This is a genomic window from Pararhizobium sp. O133, assembly GCF_051669845.1.
Classification (GTDB): Bacteria; Pseudomonadota; Alphaproteobacteria; order Rhizobiales; family Rhizobiaceae; genus Pararhizobium.
Map to the genome: position 1 here is coordinate 4,612,281 of NZ_CP196426.1, position 16,397 is coordinate 4,628,677.

Below are 16,397 nucleotides of genomic sequence, written 5' to 3' on the forward strand. Positions count from 1 at the left end.
TCAAGGGGGAGATCATTCTTTTTCCGCGTGGCCGGATCGCCCCTCTTCTCCCCGCTGGGGAGAAGAGGGAAATCCAATCAAACCGCCTTCGTTTCCGCCAACCCCAGCCACAGTTCCACCAGCGCTCCGAACTTCCCGGCCATGTCGGCGACCGCCTGCTCGTCGGTCATGTCACCGGCCAGCCATGCCTTGCTGGCCTCGGCGAAGATGGTGCGGCCGACGGCAAAGCCTTTGACGGTGCGGGATGTGCGGGCTGCGGCGAAGCCTTCCTTCAGCGCTTCGTAGGGCGCTTCGAGACCGAGCAGGACCACGCCGCGGCAGAGCGGATCGCGCTTTTCGATGACGGCATCGATCGCGGCCCAGGCGGCGCGGCTGGCCTGCGGTTCCAGCTTCCACCAGTCGGGCTTCAGGCCGGCATCGTAGAGCTCGTTGAGCGCCCGCGGGATCGTCTGATCGTCGAGCGTGCCGTGCTTGCCGGCGATGATCTCGATCAGGATTTCGCGGCCGACCTTGCGGGCGGCTTCGAAGGCGGAGCGCAGCTTGGCGATCTGGGTGGCCTTCAGCTCGGCAGGATCATCCGGATGGAAGAAGCTCAGGACCTTGATGCAATGGTCCACTGGCCAGTCGATCAGCCGGCTGCCGAGGTCCTGGCTGAACTCGAACTGCAACGGACGCGAGCCCGGAAGCTCGATCGGCTTGCCGATCCAGAAGTTCTTGTTGACCGCGAACAGCGCATCGCGGCCATATTTGTCGTCGAGCAGCATGCCGAAGCCGGGGCGACCGTTAGCGATGCGCTCGGCGGCCTTGACGGCCAGCACCTTGAGGGCGGGGATGCGGGCGAGAAGCTCGGGCTTTCCGTCGGCGAGGTCTTCGAGCTGGCTGCGGTGATCGATGGCCAGCGCCATCAGTTGCGGAATATCGCGGCGCCGCGTGGTTGCCCAGTGGACGTGGTTGATCGCCTCGTCCTTGCGCAGCGCCTTTTCCTTGCTGCCGTTTTCGAGAAAGAACTGCAGCTCGGTCCAGGTCGGGATTTCGGGCGCGCAGAGCAGGCGCGACACGGCAAAGGCACCGCAGGCATTGGCCCAAGTGGCCGACGTCGCATGCGGCTCACCCTTCAGCCAGCCGCGCAGGAAGCCTGACATGAAGGCGTCGCCGGCGCCCAGCACGTTATAGACCTCGATCGGGAAGCCCTTGCCGACGATGCCGTCTTCGAGATTGTCGGAAATGGCGCCGTCATAGACGATGCAGCCCATCGGGCCGCGCTTCAGCACGATCGTCGCCTTGGAATTGGCACGAATGGTCTTCAGCGCCGCCAGCAGGTCGCTGTCGCCCGAGGCGATCAACACTTCCTCTTCGGTGCCGACGATCAGGTCGCAATCGGCAAGAACCGTGCGCAGATGCGCTGAAACCTTGTCGGAAGCGATGTAGCGGTTGTCGCCGGCATCGTGACCGGCCAAGCCCCAGAGATTGGGGCGATAATCAATGTCGAACACGACCTTGGCGCCGCTTTCCTTGGCGATGCGGATCGCCTTGCGCTGGGCGGCATCCGTGTGCGGCTTGGCGAAATGGGTGCCGGTGACCAGCACGGCGCGAGCCGAGCGGATGAAGTCGTCCGAGACATCGTCCTCGCAGAGCGCACTGTCGGCGCAGTTGTCGCGATAGAACAGCAGCGGAAAGGAATGATCGCTCTCGACAGACAGGATGGCGAGCGCGGTGAGCCGCTCGGGATCGGTGACGATGCCCTTGGTCTCGACGCCCTCGCGCTCCAGCTGTTCCCGGATGAAACGGCCCATCTGCTCCTTGCCGACACGGGTCAGAAGCGCCGATTTCAGGCCAAGGCGGGCTGTTCCGACGGAAATATTGGTGGGGCAGCCGCCGACGGACTTGGCGAAGGAGGCAACGTCTTCGAGCCGCGTTCCGATCTGCTGGCCATAAAGATCGACCGACGCGCGGCCGATGGTGATGAGGTCAAGCGGCTTGTCGGCCGGCGTCCTGTTGGTCTGGCTCACTTACGTCCTCCCGGCGGGCGCTTTCGTCGCGCCGACATTTTTATTGGCTGGTGGGGTATTGGCGTTATGAAACATAAATTCCGCCAATTAGTCAATATGGAATTTTCATTCTATAACGCGTTCTTCGCTGATCCGGCGTCGTTTTTCGGCGACCGCAACGGTTAGCGCCATGGCAAAGGCCATGCTGGCCGACAGCGACCGGAAGCCGGCATGATCGGCCTCGACGAGTTCGAACCAGACCTTCGAGGATTCCGCCAGTGGCGAAAAGGCCGAATCGGTCAGTGACACGACCGGCACCTTGCGGCTGGCGAGCAGCTTGGCCTGGTTGACGCTTTCGGAGGCATAGGGCGAGAAGCTGACGGCGAAGGCCGCATCCTTTGGGCCAGCCATGGCGAGAATATCATCGTCGATGCCGGCGGCGGTGCCGACCATCTGATAGCGCACCTTCAGCTTGCCGAATGCATAGGCCATGTAGCCGGAGATCGGATAGGACCGGCGCTTGGCGACGAGATAGATGGTTTCGGCGCCGGCGAGGATATTGACGGCACGCTCGAACGCTTCCGGCTCGACCGAGGTGGCGATATTGTCGAGCGAGCGATGGGCGGCGGCGACGAAGCCGTTGAAGATCGAGCCGCTTTCGAGCTTGCTGTGGTCGTTGTCGCTCAGCGCCTTCAGCCGCTCGTCATAACCCGGCGTGCGCTCGCGCAGCCGCGCCCGGAAAATCTGTTGCAGGCTGGAAAAGCCCTCGAATCCGAAATGCTGCGCGAAACGCACCAGAGTCGACGGCTGAACATCGGCCGAGGTGGCGATGCTTGCCGCCGTGCCGAAAGCGATCTCGTCAGGATTGTCCAGCGCATAGGCCGCGACCTGGCGCAGGCGCTTGGGCAATTGCGCCTTGCGTTCCAGAATGATCGCCTTCAGGCCGTCGAAATCCTGCGGAAGCGCGATGCTGCTGTCGGTTTCTGCCATGGTCGCCGGTCTTCCTGCGTTTGCGATGCCTCAAGACCTTATGCAAAGAAGGGAACGAGGAATAGAATATTCATTCCATCGTTCCGATTTTTCCACGTCGTTCATCAGTCCCTGCCGATATGCACCCATTCATTGGTCCTGGCAGACTGGTAGGTGGCCGAGACGACCTTCTGAACCTCGAAACCTTCGCGGAAATCCGTACCCGGCGGCTTGCCGCTGGCGATCGCTTCCAGGAATTCGTTGGCCTCGATCGCCTTCAGGTCGTTGAAGCCGATCTGGTGACCCGGGGCGACGCAGAAGGCGCCGTAGGGCTTGTGTTCCGGCCCGGCCCAGATGGTGCGGTAGCCGCGCGTGCGGATATCGTCGCCAGCGAACCAGACCTTGATCTCGTTCAGGCGCTCCTGGGTGAAGACGACGCTGCCCTTGGAGCCATAGATCTCGAAATCATGCTGCATCTTGCGGCCGCTGGCGCTCCAGTTGGCCTCGAAACTACCGGTGGCGCCGCCTTCGAAGCGGACGAAGGCGCGGGTGATGTCATCGACCTCGACGGCACGCATCTCGCTCGATCCGCGCGCGACCGGCCGTTCCGGCACCTGGATGATCGTTTCGGCCAGAACCGAGGTGATCGGGCCGACCAGATGGCGCAGCGAGGCGATGATATGGCTGCCGATATCGGCGAGCGCGCCGCCGCCGCTCTTCGGATCGAGACGCCAGCCCCAGGGAGCGGACGCGTCCATCATGAAATCCTCGGCATGAATGCCGCGCACCGAGCGGATCTCGCCGATCTCGCCGCTTTCAATCAGATCCTTGGCGAGGAAGATCATCGGGTTCTTCAGGTAGTTGAAGCCGACCTGCGTGATGACGCCGGCCTTTTCAGCCGCTGCGACCATTTCGGCGCATTCGGAGACGGTCGGGGCCAAGGGCTTCTCGCAATAGACATGCTTGCCATGGGCGATGGCCGCGAGCGCCATGTCCTTGTGCAGGAGGTTGGGCGTGGTGATGTCGATGATGTCGATATCGGGATCGGTCAGAAGCTCACGCCAATCGCTGGTCGCCTTGCGGAAGCCGAGCCCGCGACGGGCCTTTTCGGCGCCGTCGAGCGAGACATCGGCGACCGTCACCAGATCCAGCTCAAAGGGCTGATCGAAGACCCGCGCCGCGATGGTGAAGCCGAGGGCATGGGCCTTGCCCATGAAACCCGTTCCGATCAAGCCGACGCCAATCCTGCGTTTGCCGCTCATGCCTGCACTCCTCCGAAACCGCACAACGCGGCATTTGCGGGCGAATGAAATGAATTTTACAAACTTTGTCAATATGGAATATTTGTTCGAATATCGCGTTTTCCTGTTCCAGCGGAACAGGACGCCCGCCCGAAAGCCGATAAATTGCCGGTGAAGATGCGGAAAATTCCGTTCGTTAACGCATTTTTACCATGTTGCCGGGATGATCGGTCCAATCATGGTTAATGAACCATCAAGGCGGGCCATCCCCGCGATCCGGAGTATGTTTCATGTGCCGCTGGGCAGCCTATCGCGGAGAGCCGCTTTATCTGGAAGAACTGGTCTCGTCGCCGGCGCATTCGTTGATCGAGCAGTCGCATTGCGCGACGCGCGCCAAGACAGCCACGAATGGTGACGGCTTCGGCATCGCCTGGTACGGCGACCATCCGGAACCCGGCCGCTACCGTGATATCCTGCCCGCCTGGTCCGACTGCAACCTGAAGAGCATCGCCCGGCAGATCCGTTCGCCGCTGTTTCTTGCCCATGTCCGCGCCGCGACCGGCGGCGGCACAAGGCGCGACAATTGCCATCCCTTCGTGCATGGCCGCTGGTCCTTTATGCACAACGGCCAGATCGGCGACTTCGACCATCTGCGCCGGCCGATGGAGGCGATGCTCGACAACGACCTCTATACGTCCCGCACCGGCTCCACTGACAGCGAGCTCCTGTTCCTGCTGGCACTGCAATTCGGGCTGGAGCACGATCCGCTCGGCGCGCTCGCCGAGACGCTGGCCTTCGTCGAACGGCTGGCCGAGCATCTGGAACGCAAGGTGCTGGTCCGCTTTACCGCCGCCCTTTCCGACGGCCACGACCTTTATGCCGTACGCTACGCGTCCGACTGGAAGGCACCGACGCTCTATGCGGCGCCGATGGGTCCGAGCGGCGGCTACTGCCTTGTGTCGGAACCGCTCAACGACGACGACAATGCGTGGGTCGAGATTCCCGATGGCACGGCTGTCATCGTCGGGGAAAACGGCGTCGATGTCCGGCTGTTCGGCACGCAGGCTGCCTCGCCGTCGGCAATCCCGATGGGCCGGATGTCATCCCGCAAAATGTGAGGAGATCAGCCGCGCGAGCCTTTCGGCAACCGCCTGCTTGTCCATATCCGGCCAATCCTCGTCGCCGGATTTTCCGATGATCTTCACCGTGTTGCGGTCACCGCCCATGATGCCGGTCTGCGGCGAGACATCGTTGGCGACGATGTAATCCGCGCCCTTTCGCTCCAGCTTCGCGCGGCCGTTTTCGGCGACATTCTGGGTTTCGGCGGCGAAGCCGACCACCAGCGTCGGACGCTGGGCATGGTGGCCGACGGTCTTCAGGATATCCGGGTTCTCGGCAAGTTCCAGCGGCGGCGGCGCTTCACCCGGCTGCTTCTTGATCTTGTTGCCGGCGGCACTCGCGACGCGCCAATCGGCGACGGCCGCGACCATCACCGCGATATCGGCCGGCAGGGCGGCGAGCACGGCGTCGCGCATCTCCTCGGCGCGCTCGACATGGATGACCCGCACGCCCTTCGGATCGGGGATGGTGACCGGGCCGGAGACCAGCGTGACGTCGGCACCGAGGCGCGCGAGTTCGCCGGCGATTGCATGGCCCTGCTTGCCGCTGGACCGGTTGGCGATATAGCGCACGGGATCAATGGGTTCGTGGGTCGGACCGGAGGTGACGATGGCCTTGCGGCCGAGCAGCGGCTTCGATGACGGATCGAGCACCTCCTCGACGGCGGCGACGATATCGAGCGGCTCGGCCATTCGGCCTTCACCCTTTTCGCCGCTTTCGGCCATTTCGCCCGAAGTCGGGCCGACGAAGCGGATGCCATCGGCGACAAGCGTCGCGTGATTGCGGCAGGTGGCCGGATGCCACCACATTTTCGGATTCATGGCGGGCGCGACCAGCACCGGGCGGTCGGTCGCCAGCAGGATGGTGGAGGCGAGGTCGTCGGCGAGCCCGTTTGCCATCTTGGCCATCAGGTCGGCGGTTGCCGGTGCGATCAGCACCAGATCGCAATCGCGCGCCAACCGGATATGGCCGACCTCCTGCTCGTCCTCGCGGGAAAACAGGTCGGTAAAGACCTTGTCAGCGGCCAGCGCGCCGACGGCAAGCGGCGTCACGAAGGCCTGAGCGCCCGCCGTCATCACCGGGCGCACCGAGGCGCCGCGCTCCCGCAAACGGCGGATGAGATCGAGGCTCTTGTAGGCCGCGATGCCGCCGGAGATGATGAGAAGGATGCGTTTTCCCTGAAGCGTCATGTCAATTCCGTCCCGGCGGGCGTCCGCCCAATCGGCCGGACCCTACTTTACCGGCGGCAGCGAGGCAATCGGGCGTCGACAGGGATCGTTCACGCCGGGCCGCCCGTCCGGCTGCGGGCGGCGTCATGTCGAGATCCCTCGGGTGATCCGGCGGTTTTGCTGCCGGTCTCTCCTATCCCTGCATGTGCTTCCAGAACTCGTAGATATCCTCCTCGCCCGCCGGGCGCAGCGGCTGATAGGTGAAGGTCATCTCCTGTTCGGCGAGCGGCTTTCTGAGATCCGCATAGAGCGCCGCCGAGGTCAGGCCGTAGGGCGTGCCATCCTCGTTGGAATAGGCATAGGCGATGTCGGTGATGCCGGCGATGCGCATGGCGGAAAGGCACATGGGACAGGGATGGCCGCTGGCATACATTTTCGCGCCCTTGAGGATAGGCGACTGCCGCTTGTGCGAGGCGATGCGCACGGCCACCAGTTCGGCATGGGACGTGGGGTCATGCGTTTCCATCACGCCGTTGACGCCGGTGGCGATGACCTCGCCATCCATGACCAGCACCGCCCCGAACGGCCGGCCGCCCCTGTGGACATTCTCCCGCGCCAGGGCAATGGCCTGCGTCATGAAACGATCATCGTCGGACATGGGTGCTCTCCTTTGGCGGAGAGTGTGGACCCGATGGGTTTGTGGCGTCAACTTGGCTTTGCCCCTCATCCGGCCTGTCGGCCACCTTCTCCCCGTTTTGACGGGGAGAAGGACCGTGCCGCAACCTCCGTCGTCCCCTCTCCCCGCAAGCGGGGAGAGGGCTAGGGTGAGGGGCAATCTCGGGCAACATTGCCCTGCACCCTGCAACACCGCCAATTACGTCGATGAAAGCGCCACCGCCGGCTGCAGGCGGGAGGCGTTGTGGGCCGGCAGGTAGCCGAAGACGAGGCCGGTGAGGAAGGCGCTGCCGAAGGCGAGGATGACCGGGCCGGGGGCGAAGCTGACGGCGATGCCGAAGGCCTTGGCGATGCCGCCGATGCCGAGGCCCAGCCCGACGCCGATCAGGCCGCCAAGGGCGGACACGACCAGCGCCTCGACGATGAACTGGGTGAGGATATCGCGCGAGCGCGCGCCTGTCGCCATGCGGATGCCGATTTCCCGCGTGCGCTCGGTGACGGAGACCAGCATGATGTTCATGACGCCGATGCCGCCGACCAGCAGCGAGATTGCGGCGATCGAGCCGAGGAAAATCTTCAGGATGTTGGAGGTTTCGGTGAAGGTCTCGCGGATGGCGGCGAGATTGGTGATCTGGGTGTCCTGCCGCTTATGTCTCGTGTCGAGCAGCGCCTGGATCTGGTCCTGGGTCAGGTTGATAGCGCTGTCGTCTTTCACCTGAACGGTGATCGAGCGGACGTTCCGGGCGCCGAACAGCCTGAGGTTTCCGGTCGAGAGCGGTACCAGCACCGTATCGTCCTGATCGTTGCCGCCGGCGGTCGCCCCCTTCCTCGCCATGACGCCGATCACCTGGAACGGGATGTTCTTAATCAGGATATACTGGCCGAGCGGATCGGCACCGTCCGGAAACAGCGTGTCGGCGACCGTGCGGCCGAGAACGGCCACGCTGGCATAGGCATCCATGTCGTCCTTGCCGAGGAAGGTACCCTCCTCCACATCCCAGGACTTGGCTTCCGGGAATTGCGGCACCGTGCCGTTGACGGTGGTCTGCGTATCCAGATTGCCGGCGCGCACCGTCAGCGAACTCGACATTTCCGGCACAGCGAAGCCGATATTCGGCAATTCGAGGATGGCATCCGCATCGGACGGGACGAGCGAGACGATGCTGCCTCCCTCCCCGCCACGGAAATTGGCCATGTTGGGTCGCACGACAAGCAGGTCAGAGCCCATAGCGGCGATCCGGCTCAGCACCGAATCCTGCGCGCCCGTGCCGATCGCCAGCATGGCGACGACGGAACTGACGCCGATGACGATGCCGAGCAAGGTCAGGATCGTGCGGAAGAGATTGGCCCGCAGAGCCCGAAACGACATGCGTACGGCTTCCGCGACATCGGTGACGATGGCCGCCTTGCCGTCGGCCCTTGCCGGCAATTTCGGCTTCGCCCGGCCGATCCGCCTGACATTGCCGGGAATGCGATCGGCGACGATGAGGCCGTCGCTGATCTCGATGACGCGATCGGCCGATTCCGCCAGTTCCGGCGCATGGGTGATGATGATGACGGTGTGGCCGCGCTCGTTCATCTCGCGCAGGGTGGCCATGACCTCCTTGCCGCTCTGGCTGTCGAGCGCGCCGGTCGGTTCGTCGGCGAGAATGATCTGGCCGCCGTTCATCAGGGCGCGGGCGATCGACACGCGCTGCTGCTGGCCGCCGGAGAGTTGGTTGGGGAGGTGATCGAGCCTATCGCCGAGTCTCAGCGAGCGCAGCAGCATTTCCGCCCGTTCCTGCCGGTCGCGGGCGGGCATGCCGGCATAGATGGCGGGGATCTGGACATTTTCCTGGGCGCTTGCCGTCGGCACCAGATTGTAGCTCTGGAAGACGAAGCCGAACAATTGGCGGCGGCGGGCGGCGAGTTCATCCAGATCGAGATCAGAGACATTCTCGCCTTCGAGCAGATACTGGCCGCCGGTCGGCGTATCCAGACAGCCGAGAATGTTCATCAGCGTCGATTTGCCGGAGCCCGAGGCGCCGACGATCGCGACGAATTCACCCGGCTGGATATCCAGCGAGACGCCGCGCAGAACCTCGACGGCGACATCGCCATTGACGAAGGTCTTGCGGATATCCTTGAGCGAAATGAGCGCTGTCATCGGCTCAACCTCAGAACATCGGCGGCGGCATGCCGCGGCGCGAATTGTTGCGGCTGGAGGAAGCGGCCTTGCCAGCCGAGCCGGCTCCGACCACGACAGCGTCCGTTTCCTCAAGGCCCTTGGTGATTTCGACGCGGACGCGATTGCGGATGCCGGTCTCGACCGCGCGGGTTTCGCGGGCGCCCGATGCCGTGACGACCGTGACGTCGCCGGAAGTGCCATCAACATCAAAACGAACGGCCGCGGCAGGGATGGTGAGCACGTTTTCAGCCGATGCTTGCACAAAAAAGACCTGCGCCGTCATGTTCATCATCAGGTTGCCGTCGGGATTGGGCACGTCGAACAGGGCGTAGTAGAGCACGACATTGTTTTCGGTCGACGGCGTCGGCTTGATCTGCCGTAGAGTGCCGGGGTAACGCTTGCCGGGCTGGCCGAGCAAAGTGAAATAGGCGTTCATGCCTACCTTCAGCTTGCCGACATCGGCCTCGGAAACCTCGGCCTCGACGGTCATGGTCGAGAGATCACCGATGGTGACGATGGTCGGCGCCGTCTGGTTGGCGTTCAGCGTCTGGCCTTCCTTGGCGGAGGTCTCGACGATGGTGCCGCTCATCGGGGCGTAGATCTTGGTATAGCCGAGGCTGATGCGGGCATCCTTGAGGGTCGCCTGCTGCTTGCGGATCTGGGCTTTCAGCGCATCGACATTGGCTTCCGCCGTGGCAAGGGCGGCGACCGCCTCGTCCAGCGCAGACTGCGCGGCACCGTTGCTGGCGACAAGCGCGCGCTGACGGGTGAGGTTCGCGTTCGACAGAACCACCTGCGCCGTCTTGTCGATCATCTGCGCCTGCAGGTTGGCAAGCTCGGCTTCCGCGATCTCGATCTGGGTCTCGATCGAGGCACTGTCGATCTCGGCGATCAACTGGCCCTGCCTGACGCTGTCGCCGATCTCGACCTTCAGGCTCTTCAACTGGCCGGAGACCTGGGCGCCGACATCGACATCCTTGATGGGACTGAGCAAGCCGGACGCCGTCACGCTGTTTTCGATATCGCCGCGCACGGGATTTTCGGTGACCACCGTTGCCGCCGCGGTTTCGTTGCCATAGGTCGACCAGCCGTACCAGCCGGCCGCTCCGGCGAGGATCAATACAAGCGGCACCAGCCACCGGGCTTTCGAGCGCCGACGCTTTCTCGGCACGAAGGCGGGTTCCGGAACGGTTGTGCCCTCGGTCTCGACCGGGGCCATGATTTTACGGGTGGCGTCCGCCATCTCAAGCATCTCTCGAACAAAAGCGGCACGCTTGCCGCACGTCTCAGGATTTAGCTAGGTCGGAACTGCGCCGGAATGAAGTCCGGCGACATGAAATCTTTGTAATCTTTCCGCTTTTTGGTTTCGAAATGTTTCCCAATCGCTCGCGGCATTTCGTCTATTGCTTGAAACAACGAAAAAACCGGCGGGAGAGCCGCCGGTTTTCGTCAGGGAATGCGTCCGGGGAGGCCGGATCAGTTGCAGACCCTGATACGCTTGACGACCAGGTTGCCGTAGTAATCATACTTGCGGATTTTCTTGATCCAGCAATTCTGGACGTAGTGACGCTTCTTGTAATAATGGCGCTTGTGACCGTAGTAGTGATCGACGTTGTCGTAGCCGCCGTAATAGCTGCCGCCGCCGTAATAACCGCCGGCCTGCGACGGTGCTGCGAACGAAAGAGCCGCGCCAACGGCAACGATGGAAGCAATGATCAGTTTACGCATGGTCGTCTCTCCTTGATTGGGCTGGATGAGCCCGCCTCATCCTTGAGACAGACAATTCCACACTCCGGAGAGATGCGAAGTTCCAAAGGGAACAGGATTTGATGGCTGGTGAACGAACGAAGCCCCGCGTCGGCGAGGCCCCTGTCAGAACAGCTTCCAGGCAATGACAGCCAATGCCAGAGCGATGACCCAGAGCGCCACCCGGCCCGACCGATTGTGACGGGCTTCCGAGCGGCCGATCGCTTCGGCGGTTTCGGCATCGAAGCGCAGGCCGTTTTCCGCCATGGCGGTGATCTCGCGGGAGAATTTCTCGGTCTTGGCGGCGATCTCCGGGGCTGCCTCGGCCAGCCTGACGGCGGCGTGAAAGGCTTCCTTCACATCGCCGACAATGCGCTTGGGACCGAGATTGTCGCGGATCCAGCCGCCCACGACCGGCTCCGACGCCTTCCACATGTTGAAGCGCGGATTGAGCGTGCGGGCGACGCCTTCGACGACCACCATGGTCTTCTGCAGCATGACCAGTTCCGGCCGCGTTTCCATTTCGAACAGTTGCGTGACCTCGAACAGCAGGGTCAGCAGCTTGGCCATCGAGATCGTCTCGGCCGGCTGGCCGTGGATCGGCTCGCCGATGGCGCGGATCGCCTGGGCAAAGCTTGCGACATCATGATGGGCCGGCACGTAACCGGCTTCGAAATGCACGTCGGCGACGCGGCGATAATCGCGCGTGATGAAGCCATAGAGGATTTCGGCCAGGAACCTCCGCTCCTTCTTGCCGAGCCGGCCGACAATGCCGAAATCGACGGCGACGATCATGCCCTTCGGATCGACGAAGAGATTGCCCTGATGCATGTCCGCATGGAAGAAGCCATCTCGCAGCGTATGGCGCAGGAAAGACTGAATCAGCGTATCGGCGAGCGCGTTCAGATCATGACCGGCGCGGCGCAGGCCCTCGACATCAGACATCTTGATGCCGTCGATCCATTCCATCGTCACGACATCGCGGCCGGTGCGTTCCCAGTCGACGGTGGGTACGCGGAAGCCGGGGTCATCGGCGGCATTTTCGCCAAGTTCCGACAGCGCCGCCGCCTCAAGGCGCAGATCCATCTCGATCTTGGTGGTCTGCTCCAGTGTCTTCGTCACCTCGACCGGGCGCAGGCGGCGGGTATGCGGCAGGAAACGTTCCTGTAGCCGCGAGACGAGAAACATCGCTTCGAGATCATGAGCGAAACGCTGGCGCACGCCGGGGCGGATGACCTTGACCGCGACTTGTCGTTCGATGCCGTCCTTCAGCACCACGGCCGGGTGAACCTGGGCAATCGAGGCGGCGGCGATCGGATCGCCGAACTGGACATAGAGGTCCGAGACGGGACGGCCGAGCGAACCCTCGATGGTCGCGCGCGCCGCCTCGACCGGGAAGGTCGCCATGCGATCCTGCAGGAAGGACAGATCCTCGGCGAATTCCGCCCCGACCACATCAGGACGGGTGGCGAGAAACTGGCCGATTTTCACATAGGAAGGACCGAGGCGCTCGATGGCGCGGGCCAGACGGTCGCTGCGATCTTCATCGATCGCGCGGCGGCGGGCAAAGAGGCCGGCAAGGGACTGCGCCGCACGCGGCAGCATCGGCAGGTTTTCAGACGGCAGAGCGGAGATCACACCTTCGCGCACCAGCACCCAGCCGATCCGGATCAGGCGCGCATAGGCGCCGGGCGTGCTCACGATGTCCACCGTAAGCGAGGCGATGAGGGGGGCGCAGGCGAAGCCGGAGCCACGCAGAGTTGGCCTTCGGCCCCCCTCATCCGGCCCTTCGGGCCACCTTCTCCCCGCTGGGGAGAAGAGGGAATTCGCCGCACTTCCGCATGCGATCGAAGTCCGTCGCGCAGGGGCAGACGCTCAGCGCGCTTCAAGACGAGAAAACCCATGCGTCAGATCTTCCAGCCGGAATGAAGGGCCGCGATGCCGCCGGTGTAATTGGTGAAGGTCGTGCGCGAGAAGCCCGCCTTGGTGATCATGGCGGCGAAATCGCGCTGGTTGGGGAACTTGCGGATCGATTCCACCAGATACTGATAGGGTTCCGCATCGCCCGTGACCATCCTGCCGAATTTCGGGATCGCGTTGAACGACCAGGCATCATAGACCTTGTCGAGCAGCGGCATGTCGACTTCGGAGAACTCCAGAACCAGCAGCCGGCCGCCGCGCTTCAACACCCGGAACGCTTCCGTCAGCGCCACATCGATGCGCGGCACGTTGCGGATGCCGAAGGCGATCGTGTAGGCGTCGAAGGAATTGGCCTCGAACGGCAACTCCTCGGCATTGGCCTCGACGAAGGTGAGATTGGGCGAGAGGCCCTTCTTCTCGGCGCGCTCGGCGCCGACGGCCAGCATCGAGCCGTTGATGTCGAGAACCGTCGCATGGGCCTTGCGGCCGGATGCCTCGACGATGCGGAAGGCGATATCGCCGGTGCCGCCGGCAACGTCGAGAACCTTGTAGTCCTCCGAGCGGCGCGGATTGAGAGCCGATATCATCGCGTCCTTCCAGGCCCGGTGCAGGCCCATGGACATGACGTCGTTCATGATGTCGTAGCGCTTGGCGACCTTGTGGAAGACATCGTTGACGAGCGCCTGCTTCTCACCCTGGCCGACCTGGCGAAAACCGTAGGAGGTTTCCATGCCGCCATCGGCAGACGTCCGCTCACCTGTCATCAACACATACTCCGGTTCGATCTCATTTCGGCAGACCATAGCGAATTCGCCTGATCCACGCTATCTCTGCGGCAGATGCCGCCTGCGACATTCCCGCCCGTCTCTAGCTGGCCCTCCTATAGGATATGTGCGCGGCGAAGGGAATTGCCAAATGGCGCGGGCCATCTGGCCGATGGAAAGGAAACTGAGATGCCGGAACTTCCCGAGGTGGAAACTGTCAGACGCGGCCTGACGCCGGCCATGGAGGGGTCGCTGCTGGTGCGCGCCGAACTGCGCCGGCCGGACCTGCGCTTTCCCTTTCCCGCCGATTTCTCGACGCTGGTATCGGGAAGGCGCATCCTGTCGCTCGGCCGGCGGGCCAAGTACCTGCTGATCGATCTCGAGGGCGGTGACGTGATCATCGCACATCTCGGCATGTCCGGTTCGTTTCGGGTCGAGGAAGGCGCGGGCTCGGAGACACCCGGCGACTTCCATCATCCGCGCGGCAAGGACGAGAAGCATGACCATGTCATCTTCCATCTGGAGACGGTAAAAGGCCCCGCCCGCGTCATCTACAACGATCCGCGCCGTTTCGGCTTCATGGACGTGACCCGGCGCGAGGCGCTGGGAAACCATGCCTTCTTCCGCGACCTCGGCGAAGAGCCGACCGGCAACGTGCTGGACGCCGATTATCTGGCGAAACGGTTCGCCGGCAAGGCGCAGCCGCTCAAATCCGCCCTGCTCGACCAGAAGAACATTGCCGGGCTCGGCAATATCTATGTGTGCGAGGCTCTTTGGCGCTCCGGCCTTTCGCCGATGCGCGCGGCGGGCACGCTGGTCGATGGCAAGGGTAAGCCGAAGAAGCCGCTCGTTGTTCTGACCGAAGCCATCCGCGCCGTCATCGCCGATGCGATCGCAGCCGGCGGCTCCTCGTTGCGCGACCATATCCAGACCGACGGCACACTCGGCTATTTCCAACATTCCTTCTCCGTCTACGACCGCGAGGGCGAGCCGTGTCGCACGCCCGGTTGCGCCGGCACTGTCGCGCGCGTCGTCCAGGCGGGACGCTCGACCTTCTATTGTCCGAAATGCCAGAAATAGCGCTGCTTGAGCCCCGGTCTGTCCGCCCAGTTTTGCAAAATAGCGCGTTGACGGGAGCCATGTTTAAGGCTATATGCCGCCCACAGTTTGGAAAGCCGCTCCAAGGTTTTCCGATATTGCTCCCTACTTGCACGGACGACAGGTCGCAGTGACCCGGCACGGCGGTAGTGAGTTTTTGTCAGATTTCGAAGAGAGACACCAAATGGCCAATACAACTTCGGCGAAAAAAGCGACCCGCAAGATCGCCCGCCGCACGGAAGTCAACAAGTCCCGCCGTTCGCGCGTTCGCGGCTTCATCCGCAAGGTCGAAGAAGCCATCGCTTCGGGCGACCAGGCACTGGCCCAGGCAGCCCTGAAGGCAGCCCAGCCGGAACTGATGCGCGCCGCCACCAAGGGCGTTGTCCATGCCAACACGGCATCGCGCAAAGTGTCCCGCCTGGCCAGCCGCGTGAAGGCCCTGTCGGCTTAATCCGGCTCACTAATTTTTCGTTAATCGATAGCCCGGCCTTTGGCCGGGCTTTTCGGATTCAAGCTTCAGGCGCCTGCCATGGTTAACCCTCCGCTTTTGATTATGTCACTGCAATGACAAATTTTTTAATTTAAAATCAACGACTTGCTAGAGGATGCTGGCAAGTGCAGCGCAGCAGTCGAGGCCCGTTAAGGTGTGTGGCGAGTCAAGACATTTTTTATTTTTTTTGTTTTTCGCCAGCTAACTTCCACCCCGAAAAACAAAGCCCTTGATTCAAAAGCGATTCTCTCCAGGCGCCCTTCCGCCCATGCAGGACACGCTATGAGAGTCAACGGCTGACGGCTCGCGAACCGCAAAATTCGCGATTGATCTTGCATCACGATCCTGCCTAAATGCTTCCCACAGAAGGCGCGGGACATACCTGTGGACAAGATGAAAGGGCCACCCTTCAACGGATGGCGCGATTCACTTCAGCCTTTTGTGACGGGGTGGTTCCACAACGTTCCATCAATCAGAATTGGATGGTTTCAACCGCGCAAGGTTCTTGCCCGGAATGAAACTTTTCGATCTCTGGTTGCAGGAACCCAGGAACCGCGAGAAACGCTACCGGGGTGTCGCAACGGCTTTTGCCAAGCGGCTCCGGATATCGGCGGGAATGCGAATGAGGACGCATTGTCGGCGGATCGGCCTGACCGTCTGTAACGAGGGTTGGGAAGGCCGAGGTAACAAGCAGGCGGGACATGCGGATTTCGGCGACGAAGCCCGGGTGCCCTTCGAAATGAACCGTACAAGCGGGACAAGCGTTTGGCTGGCAGCCGAACGGTTTTGTACGGAAACCGCGCCAAAGAGGGAAATGAGGATCCTTCAATGGCACGGCGAGCGTTTGAACCCGGCGGCATGCCTTGAATAAGGGCCGCGCGGAACGAACATAAAGGGTTGATGCCGGCAGCAATGGCGGTATCGCGGAATGATATTGGAAGGCGGCAATATGCTTGGTAATTCGGTGACGGCGGCGATTGTGTTCGAGAACGGGGAGAATGCGCGTCAGATGGCTCAGCAGTCTGACGCTTCGGCGGGGGAAAAAGGCGAC

The 16,397-nt window shown here is 62.6% G+C and carries 13 protein-coding genes; 3 read left to right on the plus strand and 10 right to left on the minus strand.

The annotated features are described in order from the left end of the window. Positions 1-77: 77 nt before the first annotated feature. The 3 genes from ACST81_RS22440 to ACST81_RS22450 form a co-directional block, all read right to left on the minus strand. Positions 78-2,009 carry a bifunctional 5-dehydro-2-deoxygluconokinase/5-dehydro-2-deoxyphosphogluconate aldolase gene (locus ACST81_RS22440; RefSeq protein WP_438750699.1) on the minus strand — a complete coding sequence of 644 codons (1,932 nt, stop codon included), beginning with the start codon at positions 2,007-2,009 and terminating at the stop codon, positions 78-80. Positions 2,010-2,114: 105 nt separating this feature from the next. Further along, positions 2,115-2,978 carry a MurR/RpiR family transcriptional regulator gene (locus ACST81_RS22445; protein ID WP_438750701.1) on the minus strand — a complete coding sequence of 288 codons (864 nt, stop codon included), beginning with the start codon at positions 2,976-2,978 and terminating at the stop codon, positions 2,115-2,117. Between the two features lie 104 nt (positions 2,979-3,082). After that, positions 3,083-4,219 carry a Gfo/Idh/MocA family protein gene (locus tag ACST81_RS22450; protein WP_438750703.1) on the minus strand — a complete coding sequence of 379 codons (1,137 nt, stop codon included), beginning with the start codon at positions 4,217-4,219 and terminating at the stop codon, positions 3,083-3,085. A 269-nt stretch (positions 4,220-4,488) separates the two neighbouring features. Between ACST81_RS22450 and ACST81_RS22455 the strand changes: the two genes are divergently transcribed. Beyond that, positions 4,489-5,316: a class II glutamine amidotransferase gene (locus ACST81_RS22455; RefSeq protein ID WP_438750705.1), complete on the plus strand. Its 828-nt coding sequence runs from the start codon at positions 4,489-4,491 to the stop codon at positions 5,314-5,316. Here the strand turns inward: ACST81_RS22455 and coaBC are convergent. The 7 genes from coaBC to ubiE form a co-directional block, all read right to left on the minus strand. Further along, complete coding sequence (gene coaBC, locus ACST81_RS22460) at positions 5,299-6,507, minus strand: bifunctional phosphopantothenoylcysteine decarboxylase/phosphopantothenate--cysteine ligase CoaBC (protein WP_438750706.1); 1,209 nt, start codon at positions 6,505-6,507, stop codon at positions 5,299-5,301. The genes ACST81_RS22455 and coaBC overlap by 18 nt on opposite strands. 172 nt (positions 6,508-6,679) lie before the next feature. After that, positions 6,680-7,144 carry a nucleoside deaminase gene (locus ACST81_RS22465; protein ID WP_438750708.1) on the minus strand — a complete coding sequence of 155 codons (465 nt, stop codon included), beginning with the start codon at positions 7,142-7,144 and terminating at the stop codon, positions 6,680-6,682. Between the two features lie 216 nt (positions 7,145-7,360). Then, positions 7,361-9,307 carry a MacB family efflux pump subunit gene (locus ACST81_RS22470; RefSeq protein ID WP_438750709.1) on the minus strand — a complete coding sequence of 649 codons (1,947 nt, stop codon included), beginning with the start codon at positions 9,305-9,307 and terminating at the stop codon, positions 7,361-7,363. A 10-nt stretch (positions 9,308-9,317) separates the two neighbouring features. Continuing rightward, positions 9,318-10,571 carry a macrolide transporter subunit MacA gene (macA, locus tag ACST81_RS22475; RefSeq protein WP_438750711.1) on the minus strand — a complete coding sequence of 418 codons (1,254 nt, stop codon included), beginning with the start codon at positions 10,569-10,571 and terminating at the stop codon, positions 9,318-9,320. A gap of 233 nt (positions 10,572-10,804) precedes the next feature. Then, on the minus strand, positions 10,805-11,056 hold the full coding sequence (locus ACST81_RS22480; RefSeq protein ID WP_438750713.1) for a hypothetical protein: 252 nt from the start codon (positions 11,054-11,056) through the stop codon (positions 10,805-10,807). A gap of 144 nt (positions 11,057-11,200) precedes the next feature. Continuing rightward, the gene (gene ubiB, locus ACST81_RS22485) at positions 11,201-12,775 is read right to left on the minus strand and encodes a 2-polyprenylphenol 6-hydroxylase (protein ID WP_438750715.1); all 1,575 of its coding nucleotides are present in this window, start codon (positions 12,773-12,775) and stop codon (positions 11,201-11,203) included. Positions 12,776-12,981: 206 nt separating this feature from the next. After that, positions 12,982-13,758 (minus strand): bifunctional demethylmenaquinone methyltransferase/2-methoxy-6-polyprenyl-1,4-benzoquinol methylase UbiE, encoded by a 777-nt coding sequence (gene ubiE, locus ACST81_RS22490; protein WP_438750718.1) that lies wholly within the window; start codon positions 13,756-13,758, stop codon positions 12,982-12,984. 189 nt (positions 13,759-13,947) lie between these two features. Here ubiE and mutM point away from each other — a divergent pair, with 189 nt between their 5' ends. Both mutM and rpsT read left to right on the plus strand, forming a co-directional pair. Beyond that, on the plus strand, positions 13,948-14,838 hold the full coding sequence (mutM, locus tag ACST81_RS22495) for a bifunctional DNA-formamidopyrimidine glycosylase/DNA-(apurinic or apyrimidinic site) lyase (protein ID WP_438750720.1): 891 nt from the start codon (positions 13,948-13,950) through the stop codon (positions 14,836-14,838). Positions 14,839-15,040: 202 nt separating this feature from the next. Beyond that, complete coding sequence (gene rpsT / locus ACST81_RS22500) at positions 15,041-15,307, plus strand: 30S ribosomal protein S20 (RefSeq protein WP_113106264.1); 267 nt, start codon at positions 15,041-15,043, stop codon at positions 15,305-15,307. Positions 15,308-16,397 lie beyond the last annotated feature (1,090 nt).